Source organism: Thermithiobacillus plumbiphilus, assembly GCF_038070005.1.
In the GTDB taxonomy this organism is placed as follows: Bacteria; Pseudomonadota; Gammaproteobacteria; order Acidithiobacillales; family Thermithiobacillaceae; genus JBBPCO01.
This window is the reverse complement of record NZ_JBBPCO010000002.1, coordinates 269153-293292: the sequence shown is the minus strand read 5'-3', so window position 1 is coordinate 293292 and position 24140 is coordinate 269153. Positions and strand designations below refer to the sequence as shown.

The 24140-nt window shown below is 59.7% G+C and carries 22 protein-coding genes; 18 read left to right on the top strand and 4 right to left on the bottom strand.

The annotated features are described in order from the left end of the window. Nucleotides 1-63: 63 nt before the first annotated feature. Nucleotides 64-441: a hypothetical protein gene (locus WOB96_RS03490; protein WP_341369884.1), complete on the top strand. Its 378-nt coding sequence runs from the start codon at nucleotides 64-66 to the stop codon at nucleotides 439-441. A 47-nt stretch (nucleotides 442-488) separates the two neighbouring features. On the opposite strand, the gene WOB96_RS03485 is transcribed toward WOB96_RS03490, so the two are convergent. Beyond that, nucleotides 489-692, bottom strand: coding sequence for a cold-shock protein (locus WOB96_RS03485; protein WP_341369883.1), 204 nt, complete (start codon nucleotides 690-692; stop codon nucleotides 489-491). A gap of 253 nt (nucleotides 693-945) precedes the next feature. On the opposite strand from WOB96_RS03485, the gene WOB96_RS03480 reads away from it, so the two are divergent. Continuing rightward, a complete protein-coding gene (locus WOB96_RS03480; RefSeq protein WP_341369882.1) occupies nucleotides 946-1413 on the top strand; it encodes an RDD family protein in 468 nt (155 codons plus the stop codon). On the opposite strand, the gene lptG is transcribed toward WOB96_RS03480, so the two are convergent. Together lptG and lptF are read right to left on the bottom strand one after the other, a co-directional pair. Then, nucleotides 1379-2503 (bottom strand): LPS export ABC transporter permease LptG, encoded by a 1125-nt coding sequence (lptG, locus tag WOB96_RS03475; RefSeq protein ID WP_341369881.1) that lies wholly within the window; start codon nucleotides 2501-2503, stop codon nucleotides 1379-1381. The genes WOB96_RS03480 and lptG overlap by 35 nt on opposite strands. A gap of 1 nt (nucleotide 2504) precedes the next feature. Then, a complete protein-coding gene (lptF, locus tag WOB96_RS03470) occupies nucleotides 2505-3629 on the bottom strand; it encodes an LPS export ABC transporter permease LptF (RefSeq protein ID WP_341369880.1) in 1125 nt (374 codons plus the stop codon). A 183-nt stretch (nucleotides 3630-3812) separates the two neighbouring features. Between lptF and WOB96_RS03465 the strand changes: the two genes are divergently transcribed. The 16 genes from WOB96_RS03465 to cydB all read left to right on the top strand — a co-directional run bounded on the left by WOB96_RS03465 (nucleotide 3813) and on the right by cydB (nucleotide 23632). Continuing rightward, a complete protein-coding gene (locus tag WOB96_RS03465) occupies nucleotides 3813-5312 on the top strand; it encodes a leucyl aminopeptidase (protein ID WP_341369879.1) in 1500 nt (499 codons plus the stop codon). A 7-nt stretch (nucleotides 5313-5319) separates the two neighbouring features. Then, entirely contained in the window at nucleotides 5320-5742 is a 423-nt protein-coding gene (locus tag WOB96_RS03460; protein WP_341369878.1) for a DNA polymerase III subunit chi, read from the top strand. Nucleotides 5743-5909: 167 nt separating this feature from the next. Beyond that, nucleotides 5910-8696 carry a valine--tRNA ligase gene (locus WOB96_RS03455; RefSeq protein ID WP_341369877.1) on the top strand — a complete coding sequence of 929 codons (2787 nt, stop codon included), beginning with the start codon at nucleotides 5910-5912 and terminating at the stop codon, nucleotides 8694-8696. 21 nt (nucleotides 8697-8717) lie between these two features. Further along, on the top strand, nucleotides 8718-10076 hold the full coding sequence (gene nhaA / locus WOB96_RS03450) for a Na+/H+ antiporter NhaA (RefSeq protein ID WP_341369876.1): 1359 nt from the start codon (nucleotides 8718-8720) through the stop codon (nucleotides 10074-10076). Continuing rightward, nucleotides 10073-10909 (top strand): carboxylating nicotinate-nucleotide diphosphorylase, encoded by an 837-nt coding sequence (gene nadC, locus WOB96_RS03445; protein WP_341369875.1) that lies wholly within the window; start codon nucleotides 10073-10075, stop codon nucleotides 10907-10909. Before nhaA ends, nadC begins: the two co-directional genes overlap by 4 nt. Nucleotides 10910-11085: 176 nt before the next feature. Then, on the top strand, nucleotides 11086-12672 hold the full coding sequence (locus WOB96_RS03440; RefSeq protein WP_341369874.1) for a GMC oxidoreductase: 1587 nt from the start codon (nucleotides 11086-11088) through the stop codon (nucleotides 12670-12672). A gap of 24 nt (nucleotides 12673-12696) precedes the next feature. Next, nucleotides 12697-13164, top strand: coding sequence for a DoxX family protein (locus tag WOB96_RS03435; protein WP_341369873.1), 468 nt, complete (start codon nucleotides 12697-12699; stop codon nucleotides 13162-13164). Between the two features lie 18 nt (nucleotides 13165-13182). Further along, complete coding sequence (locus WOB96_RS03430; protein ID WP_341369872.1) at nucleotides 13183-13623, top strand: cupin domain-containing protein; 441 nt, start codon at nucleotides 13183-13185, stop codon at nucleotides 13621-13623. 11 nt (nucleotides 13624-13634) lie between these two features. Then, on the top strand, nucleotides 13635-14540 hold the full coding sequence (locus tag WOB96_RS03425) for an SMP-30/gluconolactonase/LRE family protein (RefSeq protein WP_341369871.1): 906 nt from the start codon (nucleotides 13635-13637) through the stop codon (nucleotides 14538-14540). Further along, complete coding sequence (locus tag WOB96_RS03420) at nucleotides 14537-15424, top strand: VOC family protein (protein ID WP_341369870.1); 888 nt, start codon at nucleotides 14537-14539, stop codon at nucleotides 15422-15424. Before WOB96_RS03425 ends, WOB96_RS03420 begins: the two co-directional genes overlap by 4 nt. A gap of 214 nt (nucleotides 15425-15638) precedes the next feature. Beyond that, nucleotides 15639-17906 carry an amylo-alpha-1,6-glucosidase gene (locus WOB96_RS03415; protein WP_341369869.1) on the top strand — a complete coding sequence of 756 codons (2268 nt, stop codon included), beginning with the start codon at nucleotides 15639-15641 and terminating at the stop codon, nucleotides 17904-17906. 40 nt (nucleotides 17907-17946) lie between these two features. Continuing rightward, nucleotides 17947-18966 (top strand): SDR family oxidoreductase, encoded by a 1020-nt coding sequence (locus WOB96_RS03410; RefSeq protein WP_341369868.1) that lies wholly within the window; start codon nucleotides 17947-17949, stop codon nucleotides 18964-18966. A gap of 121 nt (nucleotides 18967-19087) precedes the next feature. Next, nucleotides 19088-20386: an NAD(P)/FAD-dependent oxidoreductase gene (locus WOB96_RS03405; protein ID WP_341369867.1), complete on the top strand. Its 1299-nt coding sequence runs from the start codon at nucleotides 19088-19090 to the stop codon at nucleotides 20384-20386. A gap of 10 nt (nucleotides 20387-20396) precedes the next feature. Then, nucleotides 20397-21059, top strand: a complete 663-nt coding sequence (locus WOB96_RS03400; protein ID WP_341369866.1) for a helical membrane plugin domain-containing protein — start codon at nucleotides 20397-20399, stop codon at nucleotides 21057-21059. A 126-nt stretch (nucleotides 21060-21185) separates the two neighbouring features. Beyond that, nucleotides 21186-22598: a cytochrome ubiquinol oxidase subunit I gene (locus tag WOB96_RS03395; RefSeq protein ID WP_341369865.1), complete on the top strand. Its 1413-nt coding sequence runs from the start codon at nucleotides 21186-21188 to the stop codon at nucleotides 22596-22598. A gap of 8 nt (nucleotides 22599-22606) precedes the next feature. Next, nucleotides 22607-23632 carry a cytochrome d ubiquinol oxidase subunit II gene (gene cydB, locus WOB96_RS03390; protein ID WP_341369864.1) on the top strand — a complete coding sequence of 342 codons (1026 nt, stop codon included), beginning with the start codon at nucleotides 22607-22609 and terminating at the stop codon, nucleotides 23630-23632. A 6-nt stretch (nucleotides 23633-23638) separates the two neighbouring features. Here the strand turns inward: cydB and def are convergent, their stop codons facing one another. Continuing rightward, nucleotides 23639-24139, bottom strand: a complete 501-nt coding sequence (gene def, locus WOB96_RS03385; RefSeq protein ID WP_341369863.1) for a peptide deformylase — start codon at nucleotides 24137-24139, stop codon at nucleotides 23639-23641. Nucleotide 24140 lies beyond the last annotated feature (1 nt).

Genomic DNA, 24140 nt, shown 5'->3' with positions numbered 1-24140 from the left:
ACGCTGTCACAGCCCGCCACCCTGTGTTAAAAAAGCGCATCGGTTCACGCCACCGGAGCTCCAATGTACAAACGTCGCGCCCGCCTGCTCTTCGTCCATCCCCTCGACCGTGAAAAAGCCAGGCAAGCCTCGGAGATTGCCACACAACTGGGTCAGGACTGGCTGGAAAGCCGGGGCACCTGCTACGCTGACCATATAGGCAACCTTGATTCGACAGGAAACCGGGACTGGGCGGACCTGGTGATTCATCTGGGTGCCCTGCCAGCAGGCGCCCTACCCCTTGCGCCACATGCTCAGTTACGCTGCTGGCAATTGACGGAGGACTCAGACTGGCCAGCGAGGCTATCGCACAAAATACAGGGCGTGATCGGTGGCCTGCGCCTGCTGGCCCGACTGGATGCCGGCAACGACGCTTTTGGCGAAGATCCACACCAAAAATAAAAATGCCCGGCAACTGGCCGGGCATTTCCTGATACGGTGTGGTCAGCTTAAGCCTGGGTCACCTTCTCAGCCTGCAGTCCCTTGGGGCCGCGCACCACTTCGTAGCTTACTCGCTGGCCCTCGGCCAGGGTCTTGAATCCTTCCATGGTGATGGCGGAGAAATGCACGAAGACATCCTCGCTGCCATCATCGGGGGAAATGAATCCAAAACCCTTGCTGTCATTGAACCACTTAACCGTACCTGTTGCCATCTTGCAATTCCTCGTTATTAAAATCAAAAGACCTACTGCCGCGGACACCCAAGCACCAAGTCGACCAGATGGTGAATCCGGACTGGCTCCTCCTGCCCGCAAGTCAGGAAATTACACCAGTGCCGGAATGCTTGCAAGCATCTGTGGTATATTACCCGATACCTGCAATAGAGGCCCGCTACCCCGATACACGCGGGCAAGCATGCTTTAGCGCTGATTATTTGGCCATCCAACCTTTGGATTATATTTCTGCATGAAAGATGCCTTTTCGCCTGTTGACGGCATGCCATCCGTTGCCCCGCTCTGGCGCAGAATGGCCGCCATCGTCTATGACATGATCGTGCTCGGCGGTTTGTTCATTTTTGACACGCTCGTGGCGCATGTCCTGGTTGGCACGGCAATCCAGCATGGTCTGGCGAAGGCCGTTTTTCAGACCGTACTGCTCTTTACGGCATTTGCCTACTTTGCCTATTTCTGGACCCATGGGGGCCAGACCACGGGCATGAAGGCCTGGCGCATCCAGTTGCGCAACGCCGACGCGAGCCGGCTCATATCACTCAACCAGGCCCTGCTCCGCTTCGTGGTTGCCATGCCAGCGGCCCTGCTTGGAGGACTTGGCTTTCTCTGGATGCTTTTCGATCCCCGGCGAATGACCTGGCACGACCGCTATTCCGAAAGTCAGATGTTCATGGCGCCCTGGCCAGGAAATACCAGGCAATGAGCGAGAAGAGCAGCAAGGGCAGCAGGGCCGAGAACCAGGACGGGATTCCGCCCGCCACGCTGATGTAGCCGCCCATCTGGTTCAGGAAGTGAAAGGCGAGCCCCAGGAACAGTCCAGTCAGAAGACGTGAGGCCACCCCGCCGCCACGGCTGCCGCGTACAGAAAATGGCAGGGCCACGGCGACCATCACCAGCCCGACCCAGGGATAGCTCAGACGCCGCCACCAGGCCAGCCCCAGCTCATTGGATTTCAGGCCTTCCGTCTGAATGCCGCGCCAGGCATACCAGATTTCGCCCAGGGTCATCATGTCGGTTTTCTGCGCAAAGCTGCGCAGGGTGCGCGGAGTGATGGTACTGCGCCAGGTCAGTTGCGGGATCCTACGCATCCGCAGCCGGTCCTCACCGATCAGGGTTTCCTGCACATTCCTGAGATGCCAGGCCCCCTGCGCATAATAGCCGCTCTCTGCCACATAGCCGCCCCGCAGACCAGCAAAGCTTGGCGTATAAAGCACCAGCACACCGCGTAGGACGCTGCCATCCCCTTCGATGGTGCGTACCCGAAAGATGCTGTCCTGCTCCCGGAACCAGATCTCGCCACCACGCATCTGCAGGACCTTGCCGGGACTCAGGGCGCTGGCGCGCACTGTCTCCGCCCAGGGCGTGCTGTGCGGAATCACCCACTCACTCAGGGCAAACATGGTAAGGCCCGCCAGGCCACCCACCAGCCACAGCGGCCGGGCAAGCCGGAACAGACTCCAGCCGGCCATGCGCAGTGCAATCAGTTCAGAGTGCGACGCCAGCACACTGACAAAAGCCATGACACCGAGCAGGATTGCCAGGGGAATGAGGTCGTAGGCCATGCGCGGCATGCTCAGCAACACATACTGCACCAGCTGGGCCAGATTGTACTTGCCCTTGCCCAGGTCACCGAGCTGATCGATGACGGCTGCCAGCACAAACAGACTCAGCAGGCCCAGCAGCATGCCAAGGGTGTAGCGCAGCGCGCCTGTGGCCAGATAGCGGTCCGCCCGAGTGAATAGGCGTGGCTGGCCCTGAACCCCTGCCGAGGGACTATTCAAAGATGAAGACATGCTAGCTCCTCAAAAAACCAAACGGCCAGATTTCCTGACCGGCATTGCGCCTGTAGAAGGTATAAAGCGCGACCAGAAGCAGCAGGCCATGTACCCACCAGATGCCCGGCAGCAGAGGCGCCTGTCCCTTTTCAACCCAGTTCTTGGCCAGAAGCAGCAGATTATTGAAGATCAACAGAAGCAGTACCCCGATGAGGATGCCCCCGGCCCGGCCTCCGCGCGGTGGTGTGTAGGATAGCGGGATGGCAAGCAGGGTCAGCAAGGGCAGCAGAAGCGGCCAGCCGATACGCCACTGCAGTTCGGCCCAGGCGCCGAGCTGATCCGGCCCTGTCTGATTGGCAACCCCGAGCAGATCCGTTGAGCTTCGCGCTGGCATGCGCCCGGGCCCATTCTGCACGCCATTCAGCTCTGGGGGCGGCAGGTGCACCCGATAGCGCTCGAAGGCCAGCACCTTGAACCCGGGTTTGCCAGGGACGCCCATATAGCGCCGGCCTTCGAGCAAGATGAGCTCCAGCCCGCCTGCCGGCGTGATGCTGACCTGCCCCCAGGTTGCCGTCGTGATGGAAAGTCGCTCGCCATTTTCATCGGATTCGTAGACAAAGACGCCCTGATATCGATCCGGCTGCTCGGGAAATGGCTCGCCAAGATAGAGAATGCGGCCACCCGGAAGCCGGTTGAAGGCCCCGGGCTGGATCAGCGCCAGCCCAGCCAGGCGGGCATATTCATTGGCCTCACGCACAATGCGACGCTGCGATTCGGGTGCCCAGTAAAAGGAAATGAAAAGCTGCAGGATGAAAAAGGCCAGCATGGCCAGCATCGCGGGACGGGCGAGCTGACGCAGGCTCACTCCTGCTCCGGCAATGGCCATCATCTCGTTTTGGCGGTAGAGCCGGTTGAAAGTGAGATAAACTCCAAAAAAAACGGCAATCGGCAGCACGGTGGAGATCAGCGAGGGCAGCGCCAGGCCGACCAGCGAGAGCACCGCCGCAAAGGGCAGCTCGCCAAAGGCGACCTGCTTGAGGTATTGGCTGATCTTGGCGACGGCGAGCATCAACAGCACGACAAAGCTCACCAGGGCGGTATTTACGAGTACCCCGCGCAGAATCTGCTGGTTGATCCGCCTCATTGCCGAATTTCCGCAAGCAGGGATCCGCTTGACAGGCCAGCAAATTGCGGGCCGGAACATGGATTTTCATGATGAACGCAATTTTTCAAGGCTTGCCCCAAAAAAGGAAATCACTCTAAAATGACTTCTAGCTGGTGAAACAAAGACAATTCGCCCCCGCAATCCTCAAAGCAGGAGTTTTCAGTGGAATTCACAATCAAGAGCGGCAGCCCGGAAAAACAGCGTACCGCCTGTCTCGTCATTGGTGTCTTTGAATCCCGGCGTCTGTCCCAGCCAGGCACCGAAATCGACCGATACACCGATCACGCCCTCTCCGCCATCCTGCGCCGCGGCGATATCGAGGGGCGACTGGGTCAGACCCTGCTGCTGCACAACCTGCCCAATATTCTCGCCGACCGGGTCTTGCTGGTTGGCTGTGGCAAGGAGCGCGACTTCCGCGACAGCAACTACCGCAAGGTCATCGCCACCGCCGTGCAGACCCTGAACGATACCGGCTCCATGGAGGCGGTGCTCTATCTGCCAGAGCTCAATGTCCGTGGCCGGGAGCTGGACTGGAAGGTGCAACATGCAGTCGAGGCAGCGCAATTCTGTCTCTATCGCTTCGACAAATACAAGACCGGGCGCGAGGAAGATCGCCGGCCGCTGCGCAAGATCACCCTGGCCGTGCCACGCCGTTCCGACCTGCGCAACAGCGAACTGGCCGTCACGCGTGCCGAGGCCATCGCCCGGGGCATCAATTTCGCACGCGACCTGGCCAACGAGCCGCCCAATGTCTGCACCCCGAGTTTTCTTGCCGACAAGGCCCGCGAACTGGCCGAGTCACATGCCCTGAAAGCGACCGTGCTGGACCGTGAGCAGATGCAGGAACTCGGCATGAACCTGCTGCTCGGCGTCTCCGCGGGTTCCCGCCAGCCGCCAAAGCTGATCACCCTAGAATATCAGGGCGCCGGACCGGATGAGAAGCCGGTGGTACTGGTCGGCAAGGGCGTCACCTTCGATTCCGGCGGCATCTCCATCAAGCCGGCGGCCAACATGGACGAGATGAAGTATGACATGGCCGGGGCTGCCAGTGTACTCGCCACCATCCAGGTCGCCGCTGAACTCAAGTTGCCGCTGAACGTGGTTGCCGTGGTTCCGGCTTCGGAAAACCTGCCCGATGGCAATGCCAACAAACCCGGAGACATTCAGACCGGCATGGCCGGCAAGACCGTGGAGATCCTCAATACCGATGCCGAAGGGCGCCTGCTGCTGGCTGACGCGCTCACCTATGCCGCGCGCTTCAATCCGGACGTGGTCATCGATGTCGCCACCCTGACCGGCGCCTGTGTGGTGGCCCTGGGCAAGCATGCCGCGGGGCTCATGGGCAATAATGACCGCCTGATCAAGGACCTCCTGGATGCCGGCCAGGAAAGCTGCGATCGCGCCTGGCACCTGCCGCTCTGGGATGATTACCAGGAACAGATCCGCAGCCCTTTTGCGGATCTGGCCAATGTCGGCGGGCGCGATGCCGGGGCGATCACGGCAGGCTGCTTTCTGTCCCGCTTCACGGAAGATTACAAGTGGGCGCATCTGGACATCGCCGGTGTGGCCTGGAAGGGCGGTGAGCACAAGGGTGCGACTGGCCGACCGGTGCCGCTGCTGTCCACCTTCCTTATCGAGCGCGCCAGACCGGACAAGGACTGAATCGGACATGGCGGAGATCACCTTTTATCAGTTGCCGCAGGACCTGCTTGACGAAAGTGTGCAGCGGCAGGTCATCTGTCGGGTGATCCAGAAGATCTATCAGGTCACCGGCAGCGTCGGCGTGCTGTGCGAAGCCGAGGATCTGAAGCCGCTCGATGACCTGCTCTGGACCTTCAGCCAGGGCAGCTTCATCCCACATGCGATTGCACCGAGTGAGGAACCCGTGTTGCTGAGCGATGACATCGCCCGGATTCCGCCGGACCGGGTGCTGGTCCTGACCCTGGCGCAACTGCCGCCGAACCTGCCGGCCTTCAGCCGCATCGTGGACTTCATCCTGCCCGATCCCGCCAGCGTGCAGCACGCCAGACAGCGCTACCGGGCTTTCCAGAACCAAGGCCACACGCTCACGGTTCATCAACTAACCGCTTAGGAATCAGCATCATGGAATGGTTTGCCGCCCGAAGTCCGATCAGGACGACTTGCAGCATGGCGACTGGCGCCGCATACCGACCAAAAGCCGTAGCACAGCTGATTTGCTGATTTTATACTCCGCTTTCACAAGGGGCCCCCGAGGCCCCTTTCTGATACAGTAAACACATGAACGAAAAAGCTACCGAACTCGACAAACAGTTTCAGCCGGCCCTGAGTGAGCGTCGCTGGTATCCCGTCTGGGAGGCCCAGGGCTATTTCCAGCCCCGGGGTGAAGGCACTCCTTATTGCATCATGCTGCCGCCGCCCAATGTGACCGGCACCCTGCACATGGGGCACGCCTTTCAGGACACCCTGATGGATATCCTCACCCGCTATCACCGGATGCAGGGTGACCAGACCCTCTGGCAACCGGGCACGGATCACGCCGGCATCGCCACCCAGATGGTGGTGGAACGGCAACTGGAAGCCGCGGGACAGAGCCGCCATGATCTTGGCCGGCAAGCGTTCATGGAGCGCATCTGGGACTGGAAGGCCGAGTCGGGCGGCCACATCGTGCGGCAGATGCGCCGGCTGGGGGCGTCCTGTGACTGGACGCGCGAGCGATTCACTATGGATGAGGGACTGTCCAGGGCGGTGACCGAGGTCTTCGTGCGCCTGCACGAGGAGGGTCTGATCTATCGCGGCAAGCGCCTGGTGAACTGGGATCCGGTGCTGCACACGGCAGTGTCTGATCTGGAAGTGCTCAGTGAGGAAGAGGACGGCTTCCTCTGGCATCTGCGCTATCCCCTGAGCGATGGTTCGGGACACCTGGTAGTGGCCACCACGCGCCCGGAGACCATGCTCGGCGATGCCGCCGTAGCGGTGCATCCCGAAGACGAACGCTACAAACATCTGATTGGCAAGACCATCACCCTGCCGCTGGTCGGGCGCGAGATTCCCATCATTGGCGACGACTACGTCGATCCCGAGTTCGGCTCGGGCTGCGTAAAGATCACCCCGGCGCATGATTTCAATGACTATGCGGTGGGCCAGCGCCATGATCTGCCGCTGCTCAACATCTTCACGCCGGACGCGAAGATCAATGACAGCGCGCCCGAAGCCTATCGCGGGCTGGATCGTAACGTCGCGCGCAAGCGGATTGTCGCCGATTTCGAGGCGGCGGGACTGCTGGAGGAAGTGCGTCCCCACAAGCTCATGGTGCCGCGCGGGGACCGCAGCAAGGCGGTCATCGAGCCTTATCTGACCGATCAATGGTATGTAAAGATCGCGCCACTGGCCGAACCCGCCATCGCGGCGGTCGAGGATGGGCGCATCCGCTTCGTGCCGGACAACTGGAAGAACACCTATTTCCAGTGGATGCACAACATCCAGGACTGGTGCATCTCGCGCCAGCTCTGGTGGGGGCATCAGATCCCGGCCTGGTACGGGCCGGACGGGCGGATCTTCGTGGCCCGCAGCGAAGCCGAGGCAGTTGCGCAGGCGGCAGCGTACTATGGCCAAACCACGGACCTGGTCCGGGATCACGACGTGCTCGACACCTGGTTCAGCTCCGCGCTCTGGCCCTTCACCACGCTCGGCTGGCCCGAGCAGACCCTGGAGTTCAGGACCTTCTATCCCACCAGCGTGCTGGTGACGGGCTTTGACATCATCTTCTTCTGGGTCGCCCGCATGATCATGATGGGCCTGAAGTTCACCGGCGAGGTCCCCTTCCGCGAGGTCTACATCCATGGCCTGGTGCGCGATGCCGAAGGCCAGAAGATGAGCAAATCCAAGGGCAATGTGCTCGATCCCATCGATCTCATCGACGGCATCGATCTTGAGGATCTGGTCCACAAGCGCACCAGCAATATGATGAACCCGCAGGCCGCGAGCAAGATCGAAAAGGCCACGCGCAAGGAGTTTCCCGAGGGTATTCCCGCCTTCGGCGTGGACGCCCTGCGCTTCACCTTCGCGAGCCTTGCTACCCAGGGCCGGGACATCAAGTTCGACCTCAAGCGCATCGAGGGCTACCGCAATTTCGCCAACAAGCTCTGGAACGCCAGCCGCTACGTGCTCATGCAAATGCCGGTCGGTGAAGATCTGAACACGGGTGATGCCGAACTCTCGGTGGTGGACCGCTGGATCATCTCGCGTCTGCAAGAGACCGAGGCTGAAGTGCGTGCCGCCTTCGACGGCTACCGCTTCTCGGATGCGGCACATGCCGTCTATCAGTTCATCTGGGGCGATTACTGCGACTGGTACATCGAGCTGACCAAGCCGGTGCTAAGCGGCGACTTCTCGCCCGAACTGCAGCGTGGCGCCCGGCGCACCTTGGTGCGGGTGCTGGAAGCCGCACTGCGCCTGCTGCACCCGATCATGCCCTTTGTGAGCGAGGAGATCTGGCAGCAGGTCGCTCCCCTGGCCGGCAAGCCGGGCGATAGCATCATGCTGGCACCCTATCCGCAGCCGGACTCGCTGCGCATCGATCAGTCGGCCGTCGAGGAAGTGGAATGGCTGATGGCCTGCATTCGCGCCGTCCGGACCATACGTGGCCAGATGGACATTGCGCCGGGCCGGGAAATCCCGCTTTTCCTGCAGGGTGGCGATGCCATGGATCGCGAAAGGATCACGCGCTTCCAGCCCTGGCTGACCCGACTGGCGCGGCTGGCCTCAATGGAATGGCTGGCCGCGGATGTCGCGCCGCCGCCGGCCGCGCTGGAACTGGTGGGCGAACTGAAGCTGCTGGTCCCGCTGGCGGGCCTGATCGACCTCGGTGCCGAGCGCGCGCGACTGGAAAAGGAAGTGGCCCGTTTGCAGGCGGATCGCGCGCGCAGCCAGGGCAAACTGGCCAATGCGAGCTTCGTGGACCGGGCGCCGGCTGAGGTGGTGGCCAAGGAACGAGAAAAAATCGAGGAACTCTCGCTCGCCATCCAGAACCTGGATGTGCAGCTTCGCCGCCTGGAGGCATTGTAGATTCCAGCTCAAGGAGGACGGATGCAACAAAGACCCTACCCGCTGGAGATCCTGTTCGGACGCATTCTCAGTCCGTTCGAACGTTTTCTGCAGCGAGCGACAGCCGGTGGCCTCATTCTCGTCGGAACTACGGTCCTGACCTTGCTGATCGCCAATTCACCCTGGGGGCCGAGCTTTCATCATTTCTGGGAGATATCCGCCGGCGTGAATCTTGGCGGCTTCCGGCTGGAGCAAAGCCTGCATCACTGGATCAATGATGGCCTGATGGTGCTTTTTTTCCTGCTGGTAGGTCTCGAACTCAAACGCGAGATACTGGTGGGCGAACTGACATCCTTACGCGATGCCGCGTTGCCCATCATCGCCGCTGCCGGTGGCATGCTGGTCCCGGCGCTGATCTACTGGAGCTTCAATCCCAGCGGGCCGGCCGCCGCCGGCTGGGGCATTCCCACGGCCACGGACATTGCCTTTGCCGTTGGCATCCTGGTCCTGCTGTCCTGGCGTATTCCGAAAAACCTGATCATCTTTCTGACGGCGCTCGCCATCGCCGACGACCTTGGCGCGGTGCTGGTCATAGCGATTTTTTACACGAGCGATCTGAACATGGAGGCGCTGGCTTCGGCGGGCTTCGTGCTCGGCCTGCTGGTCCTGATCAATCAGGGGGGCATACGCCACCCTCTGCCCTATATCATCCTGGGGCTATTCCTGTGGTTTTTCACGCTGGTATCCGGGGTTCACGCCACCATTTCCGGGGTCCTGCTGGCCTTCACCATCCCCGCCCGGTCGGCCCACACCCCTCGGCAGTTTGCAGATCGAGTTGGCGAGCTGAGCCGCACCTTCCTGGAGGAGGCGAAAAATCCGGATACCCCGGATAACGCGCTGGCCAATCAGCGCATGGCCATGGCGGCGGAAAACCTGGAGCGCGCCGCCGAGGCCGTGCAGGCCCCTCTGCAGCGCATGGAACACAACATGAACCCCTGGATCACCTTCCTGATCATTCCCTTGTTTGCCTTTGCCAATGCCGGGATTGATTTCTCGCAGATGAATCCTGGCGAGGCCCTGATGTCGCCCGTTACCCAGGGCGTCCTGCTGGGACTGGTGATCGGCAAGTTCATCGGCGTCGGTGGTGCAAGCTGGCTTGCCATTCGCCTGGGACTCGGCCGTCTACCCAGCGGCGTCTACTGGCGGCACATGCTGGGCGCCGCCTGGCTGGCCGGTATCGGCTTCACCATGTCGCTGTTCATCAGCCAGTTGGCCTTTTCTGATCCCTTGCTGGTGGAAGAAGCCAAGCTCGGCATCCTGTCCGCCTCCCTCATCGCTGCGATCATTGGCCTGATCTGGCTTTATTTCAGTGCAGGCGAGCGCCCACAGGAGGCTTCATGATTCCCGCAGATCTCCATGAAGTCGTAGCCCGAGCCCTGGCCGAGGATATTGGGCCGGGTGACCTTTCCGCGGCACTGATCGATGTCGGGCAGTTGAGTCATGCCCGCATCGTCAGCCGCGATCCCGGGGTCGTCTGTGGACGCCCTTATGTGCAGGAGGTTTTTGATCAGTTGCCGGGTTGGGTGGAAATCACCTGGCTGGTCGAGGAAGGTGAACGGGTGGATGCCGGCCGGGTGATCTGCGAACTGAAAGGCTACAGCAGCGCCCTGCTGACAGGCGAGCGCACTGCCCTGAATTTTCTACAAACGCTTTCGGGAATCGCCACTGCAACCAGCCGCTTCGTGCAACTCGTAAACGGCACCCGCGCCCGCATTCTCGATACCCGCAAGACCCTGCCCGGCCTGCGGTTGGCCGAAAAATACGCCGTGCGCGTGGGGGGCGGCCACAATCACCGGCTGGGGCTTTATGATGGCATCCTGATCAAGGAAAACCACATTGCGGCGGCCGGCGGCATTGCGGAGGCCGTGATGCGTGCGCGCGCGCTTGCCCCGCTTCTGACCCGCGTGGAAGTGGAGGTGGAGAACCTGGAAGAGTTGCAACAGGCGCTCGATGCCGGCGCGGATATCATCATGCTGGACAATTTCTCACTGGACCTGATGTGTCAGGCCGTGCAGACCGTGGCCGGGCGGGTTCCGCTGGAAGCGTCTGGCAACGTATCACTCGCAACCGCGCGCGCCATTGCGGAAACCGGCGTGGACTTCATTTCCATCGGCAGTCTGACGCGCAACATCACCAGCCTGGATCTGTCCATGCGCTTTCTGGGGGATCTCTAGGCCGGGACTTTGATAATCAAGGAGTGGTGTCTACCACTCGCGTTTTACATCCTGTGACATCCATGCCCCGAACTCCCCCTTCCCGGACTATCTCTAACTTTCCGTCCACCACTTTACATATCCTCTGAATCTGCAAGACCAACCATTACTGGTCGCGCATCTGCGAAAGACCGAACATGACCCCTGAGCATTACGATCTCATCGTGATTGGCAGTGGCCCCGGTGGCGCATCGCTGGCTTACAAGCTGGCCAGCACCGGCAAGCGCATCCTGATGCTGGAACGCGGCGACTACCTGCCCCGATCCAGGGAAAACTGGGATGCCAAGACGGTTTTTGTGGATGCCACCTATCAGGCCAAGGAAATCTGGTACGGCGCTGACGGGCGCAGTTTTCATCCGGGACTGCATTACTATGTCGGGGGCAATTCCAAGGTGTATGGCTCCGCCCTGTTCCGGCTGCGCGAGCGCGACTTCGACGAGCTCCAGCACAAGGACGGCATTTCTCCGGCATGGCCGATCAGGTACGACGCCTTTGCACCCTATTATGCCGAGGCAGAGCGTTTGTTCCATGTGCATGGCGAGCGAGGCGAAGATCCCACCGAGCCACCATCCAGGACTCCCTACCCTTTCCCGCCCGTGACCCATGCGCCCCGGATACAGGAACTGAATGACGGCCTGCTGGACCTGGGACTGCATCCTTTCCACCTGCCGCTCGGCATCCTGCTGGATGAGCGCGATGGCAAGCCCACGCCAACCAGCACCTGTATCCGCTGCGACACCTTCGACGGCTTTCCCTGCGCGACCAATGGCAAGGCCGACGCCCAGGTGATCTGCGTCGATCCGGCTCTGGCGGACTATCCCAATCTCACGCTGCGCACCAATGCCTATGTATCGAAGCTGGAAACCGATCCATCCGGCAAAAAAGTGACCAGGGTACACGTCACGCGCAAGGGTCAGCATGAAGCCTTCAGTGCCGATATCGTGGTGGTTGCCTGTGGCGCCCTGTCCAGTGCCCTGCTCTTGCTGCGATCGGCCAATGATCGGCATCCCAATGGCCTGGCGAATGGTTCCTGCCAGGTCGGGCGCAACTACATGCGCCACAATCAGTCGGTGCTAATGGCACTGACGCGCAAGCCGATCGATGTGATATTCCAGAAAACGCTGGCGGTCAGCGATTATTATTTTGGCGCGGATGACTGGGAATATCCGCTTGGGCTGATTCAGATGCTGGCCAAGACGCATCCCGCGCAAATCCGCGGCGAGGCCCTACCAGCCTGGCTGGAATGGATGCCGTCATTGCCGTTTGAGCAGATGGCCCGGCATTCGATGGGCTTCTGGCTATCGAGCGAAGACCTGCCCCGGCCGGAAAACCGGATCATGTACGATGGCGAGAAGGTGGTGCTCGACCTGCATGAAAACAACATGGAGGCCCATCATCGCTTGAAGAAGAAACTGGAGCATCTGCTCAGCAATACCGGTTTCCACTCCGTTCTACTGGAGCAGTCGCTCTATCTGGGCAAGGACATCCCCATTGCCGGGACCGCGCATCAGGCGGGAACCGCGCGCTTCGGCCTCGATCCGGCAAGCTCCGTGCTCGACCTCGATTGCAGGACCCATGAAGTCGACAATCTTTACCTGGCGGACGCGAGCTTTTTCCCGTCCATAGGCGCGGTCAATCCGACCCTGACCATCATCGCCAACGCCCTGCGCATCGCCGAGCGCATCGGTGAACGGCTGGGTGCAAAGCCAGCGCCGATAGCCTGACCACCCACTTTTGCGAGTATTGCCATGTTCTGGAACATAGTGGCCGCCCCCCTGCTCGCCCGCATATTTCTGGTGCTGATCTTCCCGTTCAGCGCACTGGACAAGATCATCCACTGGGACGATGCCCTGAAACAGGCAAACTCGTCCTTTCTGCCAGGCGGCCCGGTGCTGCTGGTGCTGGCGATGATCGTCGAGTTCGTGACTCCCATCTGCATCGTGACTGGCTGGTACGATCGCATTGCGGCCTTCATTCTTGCCCTGTTCTGCGTGGTCACGGCCTTTTTATACCACCCTTTCTGGAAATTTCAGGGCTTCTGGTTCGGCAACAACACCACTGGGCGCAGCCATTTCTGGGACTTTCTCAAGAACTTCGGTCTGGCCGGAGGGCTGATGCTGGTCATCGGCAATGCCAACCTGCAGGCGCATGAGCCCCATCCCTATTCCGCACCCAATACGCAGACACAGGCAGCACGGAGTCACTCGAGCCCCTGAAGCAAAATGGAGGTCTGAATGCAATCCGCACCCAAGATCCCTTACTGGCATGTCTGGACTGATGAACACGGCGTGAGCCATCAAAGCCGCTGCGAGCTGGACAATTTCTCCCAGAAGCAGATGGGCGACGCCGCGCCGCAATGGAATGACCAGCAGGCCAGCAGCGAAGCCACGGTGGTGTATGTGGTGCTTCCCGCGGGATGGGTGGGCGAATGGCACGAGAACCCGGCGCCGCAATGGATTCTCCCCATGTCAGGCCGCTGGTGGGTGGAAACCATGGATGGCACGCGGGTCGAGATGGGGCCGGGCGAACTGTCCCTGGGCGAAGATCAGCACTGCGTGGCCGATGCCCAGGGCCGCAAGGGCCACCGTTCCGGCACGGTCGGCGATGAGCCGGCAGTGCTGATGACGGTGCAACTGCATATACCCTCCGCCCATCGCCCCTGTCACTTGCGCTGAGGCACGCATCCATGAGCAGCGTGGAAATCATCGACCCCTGCTTCAAATCCCATGTTCTAGGCAATGCCTCGCTGGAAAGGCTGGCCGACGGCTTTCGCTGGCTCGAGGGACCGGTCTGGTTCGCCGACCAGCAATGCCTGCTGTTCAGCGACATCCCCAATAATCGCATCATGCGCTGGACCGAATCCGGCGGCGTTTCGGTATTCCGGCAACCGTCCGGATTTGCCAATGGACATACGCGCGACCGCCAGGGCCGTCTAATCGGCTGCTCGCATCAGCACCGCTGCATCACGCGTACCGAACTGGACGGCCGGATCACCGTGTTGGCGGACCGCTATCAGGGCAAGCGACTGAATTCGCCGAACGATGTCGTGGTCAAGAGTGATGGCTCGATCTGGTTCAGTGATCCACCCTATGGCATCCAGACTGACTATGAAGGCGGCAAACAGGATTCGGAATTGCCGCCTACCTTATATCGGCTTGACCCGGACAGTGGCGAGCTGAGCATCGTTGCGGATGACTTTGAAGGCCCCAACGGACTCTGTTTCTCGCCCGATGAGCGCCTCCTGTATGTTTCTGAAACCGGCCATCAGTTCTCGCCAGACCCACTGCGTTATATCCGGGTGATGACAGTCAGTGCCGATGGCAAGCATCTCACTCAGGGGCGCGAATTCCACAGTATCAACCCGGGCTATGCGGATGGCTTTCGCTGTGACCAGGCAGGCAATATCTGGAGCAGCGCCGCCGACGGCGTACACTGCATCAGTCCTGCCGGGACCCTGATCGGCAAGGTTCATGTCCCCGAGCCCGTGTCCAATCTCACCTTCGGCGGACGCAACCGCAGCCGCCTGTTTCTGTGTGCCGGGCAAAACCTGTACGCCATCTATATCAACTGCCGGGGCGCGGCATATCCATGAACACGAGTGAGCATGCGGGCCGCGCATTGCGCCTGTCCTACATTGGGCTGAATGTCGCAGACCTCTCCCAGAGCGCGAAATTTTACGAGAAGGCCCTGGGCTTCATGCCCGATGACGCCATCACGGCTTCCGACCCGCAGCAGGACGCGCTGCTGGGCAGCCCCAGCCTGAATCTCAGGATGCGGCTGGGCAATCAGGCCATTGAACTGACGCAATTTCTCAAGCCAGGCAATCCCTATCCAGCCGACAGCTCTGCCGCCGATCTTTGGTTCCAGCACTTTGCCATCGTTACGCAGGACATCGAAGCCGCCTATGCGCGGGTACAGGGTCAGGGCGCCGCGCCCATCACCCAGGGTGGGCCGCAGCAGCTTCCACCGAGCAGCGGCGGCGTCACCGCCTACAAGTTCAGGGATCCGGATGGCCACCCCCTGGAGTTGCTTGCCTTCCCGGAAAATGGCAATGCCCCGGCAACCAGGGGCGCCATCAATCATACCGCGATCAGCGTGGCCAGCATCGAAGGCAGCCTGGCCTTCTATCGCGACTGGCTCGGATTTTCACTGGGCGCACAACAGTTGAACCAAGGCCCGCAACAGGAACATCTGGATGCCCTGACCGATGTCGCAGTGGAGGTCGTGGCGCTGAACCCTGTAACCGTGTCAACTCCACATGTCGAACTGCTCGCCTATCAATGGCCACGTGGCCGGGCGCTGGCCGGCAGGCACGCCAATGACATTGCCGCGACACGCATGCGTGTCCAGGTCGACAGCCTCTCCGCGCTATTCAAGAAATCCCTGCCACGACCGGCCCTGCTCGGCCGGAATGCCTGTGCAGCCCTGGTGGCCGATCCTGACGGACATCTATCATTGCTGGAGGAATCGGCATGAACACGGAACCTGTTTGGTCTTGCGCTTTCACAAGTTGTGACAAGAAATCCCGGACCAAAGACCCGGATAGCCAAGAACTCGCCACTCGATGTCGTTTCTAAGAGACGTCTAGCGTATTCATTTCCTGTCTTTTGTTTTAAAAAGTAATACGAGCATCGACTTCCATCGCGATTTTTCCTGAATACATGGGCAGGAGTTTGTCATGGCTAATGAAATGAAATCTGAACAGCGGGACAAGCCGGCCAACGGATCCCAGCACGCCCGCAAACTGGACGCACTCACGCACGCCAACCCGGCCCATGTCAATGACATAGCCGATGCGCTGGTCATCAAGAATGAAGGTTTGTTTTTTCTGTGCAATCCCGATGGCACCGTCCCGGGAGGAGAAGGTCATGGCGTCGGCCTCTACTATCACGACACGCGCTTTCTGAGCACATATATATTGCGCCTGGAAGGACAGCAGCCAGATGCCCTGTTCGCCAGTGGTTCAGAAGGCTTCATGGGGCACATTGAACTCAGCAATCCGATGCTCAACCGCGATCCGCAGAAAACCATCGACCGCAACCAGATGGGCATCACCTGGCAAAGAGTGGTAAATGCGCATCGTCTGGCACTGGAAGATGTGCTCACCTTCAAGAATTACAGCATGGAACCCATGGAATTCAATTTCAGCCTGGAATTCGATGCGGACTTCAAGGATATCTTTCTGATCAGAGGCATGGCCTCACCGCAAGGCATGGGCAGGGCCGACGCGCCACGCTGGTCGGATGACATTCTCTGCTTCGGATATAAAGGCGCGGACAAGATCGATCGCAGCCTGTTCGTACATTTCTCGAAGACGCCCGCCAAAAAGAAACAGACCTGCGTACATTTCAACATCAAATTGCCGCCTCAGGAAAAAAAGGAATTCCTGGTATTTCTGCATCTCGCGGAGACCCCGGCAGGTCAGGACACCACCCAGGAAATGCAGACAACGGGTAGCCTGCGCCAGGCCCAAGAGTATCAGAAGACCAGCCAGCAACAATGGGCTGGCGGTTTTCTCGACGTTCGCTGCAGCAGTCCGTTGATTCAAAGCATCATCAATCGGGCGATTGCGGATTTGCGGATGTTGCGCACGGTGCTGCGGGAAAAAACATTTTTTGCAGCAGGTGTTCCCTGGTTCGTGACCCTGTTCGGGCGAGACAGCCTGATCACGTCGATGCAGGTATTGCCGTACCAGCCGGATATCGCCCGCGACACCCTGCGCCTGGTGGCAAGTTATCAAGGCAAGAAAATCAACAAGATCACGGATGAACAACCTGGCAGGATATTACATGAGCTGCGCGTCGATGAACTGACCAATATTCATGAGCTGCCATATCACCCTTTCTATGGAACCATCGATGCCACGCTCCTGTTTCTCATCGTACTTGGCCGATATATTCACTGGACTGCCGATATGGACCTGTTTGATGAGCTCAGGCCCAATATCGAAGCAGCCCTGCAATGGATCGATCAATACGGGGACTGCAACCAGAACGGCTATATCGCTTACAACAGTCCAGTCCATGGTGATGGGCTGATCAACCAGGGCTGGAAAGATTCCGGCAATGCCATCGTGAATGCTGACGGCAGCCTGGCAGAACCACCCATCGCCCTGGTGGAAGTCCAGGGTTATGCCTTCATGGCATGGGGCGTCATCGCTGACCTGTTCCGCCGTCGAAACGAGACGGCACGCGCCGAACAACTGGAAGAAAAGGCGCAGGATCTGCGCGAGCGGTTCAACCGCGATTACTGGTTGGACGATCAGCATTTCTACGCATTGGCTCTGCAGGGAAAGGACCTTCGTCCAGCAAAGGTGATCTCCTCCAATCCCGGACAGGCACTCTGGACCGGCATCGTTGATCCGGATCGTGCCAAGCCAACGGTACAGCGCCTGCTGGCTTCGGACATGTTCAGTGGCTGGGGCGTGCGCACCCTGTCCAGCAACGAGCGGCGCTACAATCCGGAATCCTATCATCTTGGCTCGGTGTGGCCGCATGACAATGGCTTCATCGTCGCCGGCATGCGCCGTTACGGATTCGATGAGGAAGCCCTGCAGGTCACGCAGGGCCTGTATGATGCCGCCTCGCATTTCCATAATTACCGGGTCCCGGAACTGTTCGGCGGCTTCCCGCGCGCCGGATTCAACATCCCGGTGCGCTATCCGGTAGCCGATCATCCGCAGGCCTGGGCAGCCGGTTCGATCCTGCACCTGCTGGAGTCTCTGCTTGGCCTCTGCCCCGATGCCCTGGCCGCCAGCCTGCGGATCTGCCGCCCCATCCTGCCAAATTTCGTCGATTATCTGGAACTGCATGGTTTGCGGGTCGGTAGCGCAAACGTTGATCTGCGATTTGAGCGCACCCAGGATGGACAGGTGCAGGTCAGTACCCTGCATCTGGATGGCAAGCTCGACATCAAGATCGAGAGCGATTCACCGTCAGCAGATCCGCACGGCAAGTAAGCGCTTCAGACACCCCGGCCCACACGACAGGAGAACGAACATGGAAGCTGGAAATCAAAAGCCAGAAGTAGTGGTAATCACCGGCGCATCCGCCGGTGTCGGCCGCGCCACCGCGCATGAATTCGCCCGCCACGGTGCTCGGATCGGGCTGATTGCCCGTGGGCAGGAACAACTGCAGGCAGCAAAAAAGGAAGTGGAGGACCTCGGCGGCGAGGCCCTGATCCTGCTCACGGACGTTTCCAAGGCCGATCAGGTCGAGGCCGCCGCGCAGCAGGTAGAAGAGCATTTCGGCCCCATCGACATCTGGGTCAATGCCGCCATGGTGACGGTATTTTCCTATTTCTGGGACATGACACCCGAGGAGTTCCAGCGCGTCACGGATGTCACCTATATGGGATACGTGCATGGCACGATGAGCGCACTCAAGCGCATGCGCTCGCGCAACCGGGGCACCATCGTGCAGGTCGGCTCGGCACTCGCCTATCGCAGCATCCCGCTGCAGTCGGCCTACTGCGGCTCCAAACATGCCATAGTCGGCTTTACCGATTCGATCCGCTCCGAACTGATGCACGAAGGCAGCGCCATTCACTTGACTGCCGTACACCTGCCTGCCGTCAATACGCCGCAGTTCGAGTGGGCCCGCAACAAGCTCCCAAACAAACCGCAACCCGTGCCCCCCATCTATCAGCCGGAAGTGCCTGCCGAGGCGATCTACTGGGCTGCCCATGCCGACCGGCGCGAACTGTATGTGGGTTACATGACCACAGTCGCCATCGAGGGCAACAAAGTTGCGCCAGCCTATGCGGATGAATATCTGGCCAATAACGGGGTGCAAAGCCAGCAGACCAGCATACCAGCCAACCCGCAGCAGCCGGACAATCTTTTCGAGCCGGTATCACGCGATTTCGGCACGCATGGCACCTTTGATGACATGGCGCATGATCATAGCTGGCAGTATGAACTCAGCAAGCATCGTCTCAGTGTCGGCATGGCGGTCGCAGGTCTGCTGATTGGCGCTGGGGCGGCCATGCTCGGCAGGAACGGCTCCCGTAAGCATTGAACGGAACTCGATCCTGCCTGAATGCATGCAAACCCAGACAAAATTTTACGTGGATTCCTGCAATTCACCAGCTCAATCGCGATCTCACCCTGTAAGCATCTGTCCAATCAGGGAGCACCACATGACAAACTCAGCTAAACCTCGAGTAGTCGTGCTCGGCGCCAATTTCGCAGGCCTTGGCGCGGCGCAGAAGATCCGTGAATACTGCGGTGACACGGTCGATATCACCATGATCGATCGCAAGAGCTATCTGCTTTTCATTCCCAATCTGCCGGCGGTGGTCTTCGAAAATGAGGACCCGGCCCTGCACCTGCGCATGGATATCTTCGAGACCGTGTCAGGCACCAACATCAACTTCATCAAGGCCGAGATTCTGGGGCTGGATGTCGAGCGCAAGGAAGTCAGTTTTCAACCCAATGAACGGGTAGGCACCGAGACCGTCGGCATGCGCTATGACTATCTGGTCATCGCTGTTGGGGCCAGACTGGCCTATGACCGCATCGAAGGCTTCGGGGAATACGGCGACACCGTTTCGGACATTTACCACAGCAACCGGTTGCGCAACTATCTCTTTTCCGATCAGTATCAGGGTGGCCCGATTGCCATCGGCTCGGCCCGCTTCCATCAGGGCAATGGCGCCGAAGGGCTTGAACCCTATCCCGGCGGCAGCATCCCCTATGCCGAGGCCGCCTGCGAGGGACCGCCCCTCGAGGGCATGCTGAGCATGGCGACCTGGCTCAAGAATCATGGACGCGGCGGGCCGGACAAAATCACCGTGTTCACGCCTGGCAAGGTGATTGCCGAGGACGCTGGCCTGAAGGTCGTCCACCAGCTCCTGGACGTTGCCAGCAATATGGGTTTCCATTACATGAACGAAACCCAGGACATCAAGCGCATCACCAGGGAAGGCATCGAGTTTACCAGTGGCAAGAGTATCGAGGCCGAGCTCAAGATCATTTTCCCGGACTGGGTGGCGGTCGACTTCTTGCGTGGACTGCCCATCAGCGACAACATGGGCTTCGTCATCACCGACCTGCTGATGCGCAACCCCAAGTATCCCGAAGTCTTCGCCTGCGGGGATGCCGCAGCAGTGACCGTACCGAAGCTCGGTGCCATCGGACACCAGGAGTGCGCCATCGTCGGCAAGCAGATCGCCAAGGATCTCGGTCGCCTGCAGGCCCAGGATGCGGACCAGCCGCTGCAACCCGTCACTTACTGCATTGGTGACATGGGCAACAATCAGGCCTTCTATATCCGCTCCAACAGTTGGTTCGGTGGTCCGGAGCAGGTACTCAAGATCGGTCACATTCCCTATCTCCTGAAGATGCAGTACAAGAACCTGTTCTTCAAGGGCAAGGGCATCATGCCGGAATGGGGTCTGGATTTCTCGCAACTGGTGGCGGAAAAGATCTTCGCCTGAGGAGACATGCATGGATACGAATCAGCAAACGCCGCTCACCCAGGAGCAGTGGGCGGGTTTGGCCTGGCTCGGCGACCTCTGCAGCGGGCTGGCGAAAAACAGTTCTCCCGAGGAACGCGAGACCATGGCCCAGGCCCTGCCGGAACTCATGCGCGCCGGTCAGGCCAGCCTGGATTTCGTGCAGAAACACTGGGCCGGTGACATCACCGAACTGATCGTGGCAGCCACCGCCTACATTCAGCGCCACGAGGTGGATGTGGCGTTGCTCGATCTGCTGGAGACCCTGGACAACCTGCACCGCAACCATGTCTTCGAGTTGTTGCGCACGCTGGGCGATTACTATCAGGGCGTGCACGACAACCTGCATATTGCGGCCCTGATCGGCGACCTCATGGAGCAGGCGGAACAGTCCGAACGCGTAGGCACCCTTGGTCACCGTATCACCCATCTCGATCAGATCATGGCGGCGGCGGAAAATGCCCTGCTGGAAGAGGCCGATCAGGCTCAGGACCGTTTCAAGGGTGGCTGGAGCGGCATCTATCATCTGCTGCGCGACCCCCAGACCCAGCGTGGGCTGCATCAGATGGTCACGCTGTTTCCGCTGCTCATGAAACAGCTCCACACGAAGGAGGACAACGAGAACCTTGCCGCCCAGCCTGACAAGCAGGAATGAGCCATGTGCCGTCATTCGAAACCATGCTGATTTACATATTAGTATATGGCCTAAGTCTCATGTAGATCCACGACAGAGCAGGCTAAGCTGCTGGCAGTGACCTGTTACACGTCGAGGAGGCATTTCTTGAGCGAAATCCTGAATGTGGAAATGCTCTCCCGTGTGCAGTTCGCAGTGGTCGCCGGATTGCATATTCTCTTTCCACCGCTGACCATCGGCCTGAGCCTCATCATCTTCTTCCTGGAAGCGAGTTGGGTCAGAACGAAGGATCTGTTCTATCTGCAGCACACCAAGTTCTGGATGCGAATCTTCGTCCTGAATTTCGGCATCGGCGTGGTCAGCGGCATTCCCATGGAGTTTCTCTTCGGCGTCAACTGGGGACCGCTGTCTACCAACAACGGTGCCTTTCTCGGCAACCTGCTGGGCTTCGAGGCGGTGCTGGCCTTCATGCTCGAAGCGGCCTTCCTGAGCATCATGGTGTTTGGCTGGACACGGGTACCCCCCAAAGCACATCTGGCTGCCACCGGTATCGTCACTTTCGCCGCCACTTTGTCAGCTTTCTGGATCATGTCCGCGAGTTCCTGGATGCAGACGCCCTCCGGCATCACACTCGTAAATGACAAGATCGTCATCAGCGATTATCTGGCGGCAATTTTCAACCCGAGCTTCCCGGCTTCCTTTCTGCACATGGAAATGGCCAGCATCGAACTTTCCCTGTTCGTCACGGGCGGAATAAGTGCCTGGTACATCCTCAAGGGCAGGAATACTGATTTTTTCCTCAGATTACTGAAGATTTCCCTGACTGCCCTCATACTGGTCGCGCCCCTCCAGGTATTGCTGGGTGACTGGGAAGGCCAGAACATCGCCCATCATCAGCCCGCCAAGCTGGCGGCCACCGAGGCCCACTGGAATACCAATCCACCCGGTACTGGCGCCTCCTGGTCTCTGCTCGCCTGGCCCAACCGGGAAACGCAAAGCAATGACTGGTCAATCGAAATTCCATATGTCCTGAGCTTGCTGATCCACCACGATCCCAAGGCATCAGTGATCGGCCTGCGCGAGTTTCCACGTGAAGACCAGCCACCCGTCCTGATCCCCTACTATACCTTCCGCATCATGATGGCGATCGGCTTTTTCTTCGCTGGTCTGGCGCTCTGGACCGGCTGGCTATGGTGGCGCGGGCGGCTGGACATGACACATGCCCCGCGTCAACGCTGGCTCTGGCGGGCCTGGATCCTGAGCATTCCGCTGGCCTATCTGGCTGTGGAGTCCGGCTGGTTCCTGCGTGAGGTCGGACGCCAGCCCTGGGTCATCTACGGCATCATGCGCACGGAGCATGCATATAGCCAGATCCCCCTGCAAAGCCTGATCTGGTCCCTGGGCAGCTATGCCTTGCTCTACACCACCCTGATCGTCATCGGCTTTTACTTCGCGCGCCGGATCCTGCGCGAGGGACCGGATCTCGACACACCGATCAAGACCTTCTCGGGATCTCACAAACCCTCAGCGGAACTTGCCCACCGTACCCAGGGGAGCTAGGAGAAGGCATGGACAACACACAACTGATCGGTCAGGTCGCTGTCATCTGGTTTCTGCTCCTGGGCTTTTTCCTGGTGGCCTATGTGGTGCTGGATGGCTTTGATCTCGGGGTGGGAATTCTTTCATTGCTACCCTCGGAAAAAACCCGGGTGGGCATCATGATGCAGAGCCTGGGTACGGTCTGGGACGCCAATGAATCCTGGCTGGTGGTGGTGGGCGGCATTCTGTTCGGCGCCTTCCCGCTGGCCTATGGCATGATGCTGCCGGCAGTTTATGTACCCGCGTTCCTGCTGCTGTTTGGATTTGCCCTGCGCGGGGTGGCCTTCGAATACCGCGAACACGCGGAAAACAAGCGAATGTGGGAATGGGCCTTCGGCATTGGCAGCCTGCTAGCCGCCGCGGCACAAGGCCTGATTCTTGGGGAGATCATTGCCGGTTTCAACATTGACCCCGGAGAAAGTCAGGCATCCTTGCTGGCCTGGCTGGATCCCTTCACGCTCATTGTCAGTGTCGGCGTGATTACCGGCTATGCCCTGCTCGGTGCAGGCTATCTGATCATGAAAACCGAGGGCGAGCCACAGGCCGCCTTTTATCGTCTCGCTTATAAAATCATGCCCTATCCGATGCTGGTCGCGGCAGCAGTGACGATTTACACCCCCTTGGTACATACTTATGTCATGGCGCGTTGGTTCACCCTGCCAAACCTGTTTTTGTATGCCATACTGCCGCTGATCGCCATCTATGCGTATTACCGGCTCTGGCGCAGCCTGGAGCAGCAGTCCGAAACAGGCCCCTTCTTCTGGACCCTGATCGTTTTCCTCAGTTCCTTCGCCGGGCTGGCTGCCACCCTGTTTCCCTATCTCATCCCCACCCGGTTGCGCATCTATGAGGCCCTGGCCCCATTGAATACCGTCGTGCTGATGCTCGCGGTGGTGATCTTCTTCGTGCCCATCATGATCATTTACAACTGGTACATGTACCGGGTATTCCGAGGCAAGGCCGAAGACCTGCCGGCCTACGCCGATGATGAATGAAGCGGGCTACTTATAACGCTTGCGCTTGAAAAGATCGGCATTGCGGCTGACCAGTCGATCCAGAAACAGCAGACCTTCCAGGTGGTCCATCTCGTGCTGCACGGCACGCGCCTCGAAGCCCTCGAACTCGTAGGCATGTTCCCGACCATTGAGATCCTGGGCCTGCACCAGGATTTCCTCGGCGCGGATGACATTGCCGGTAAAGTCCGGCACCGACATGCAGCCTTCGCGCCCCACGGCCATGCCGTTCCACTCCAGCAGGCGCGGATTGATCAGGGTCAGGAAACCATGACACTTGTCCTTGAGCTTCGGGCTGACATCCACCAGCACGATGCGCTGAAAACGCCCGACCTGCGGCGCGGCAATGCCCACCCCACCGGGTCCGGCATACATGGTCTGCTTCAGTTGCCCGACAAAGGCCACGAGTTCCCCGTCGATCTGCGTAACCGCCTCGCTGGTCTGCTTCAGACGCGGGTCCGGGTAGGTCAGGATCGGGAGTGCTTCCATT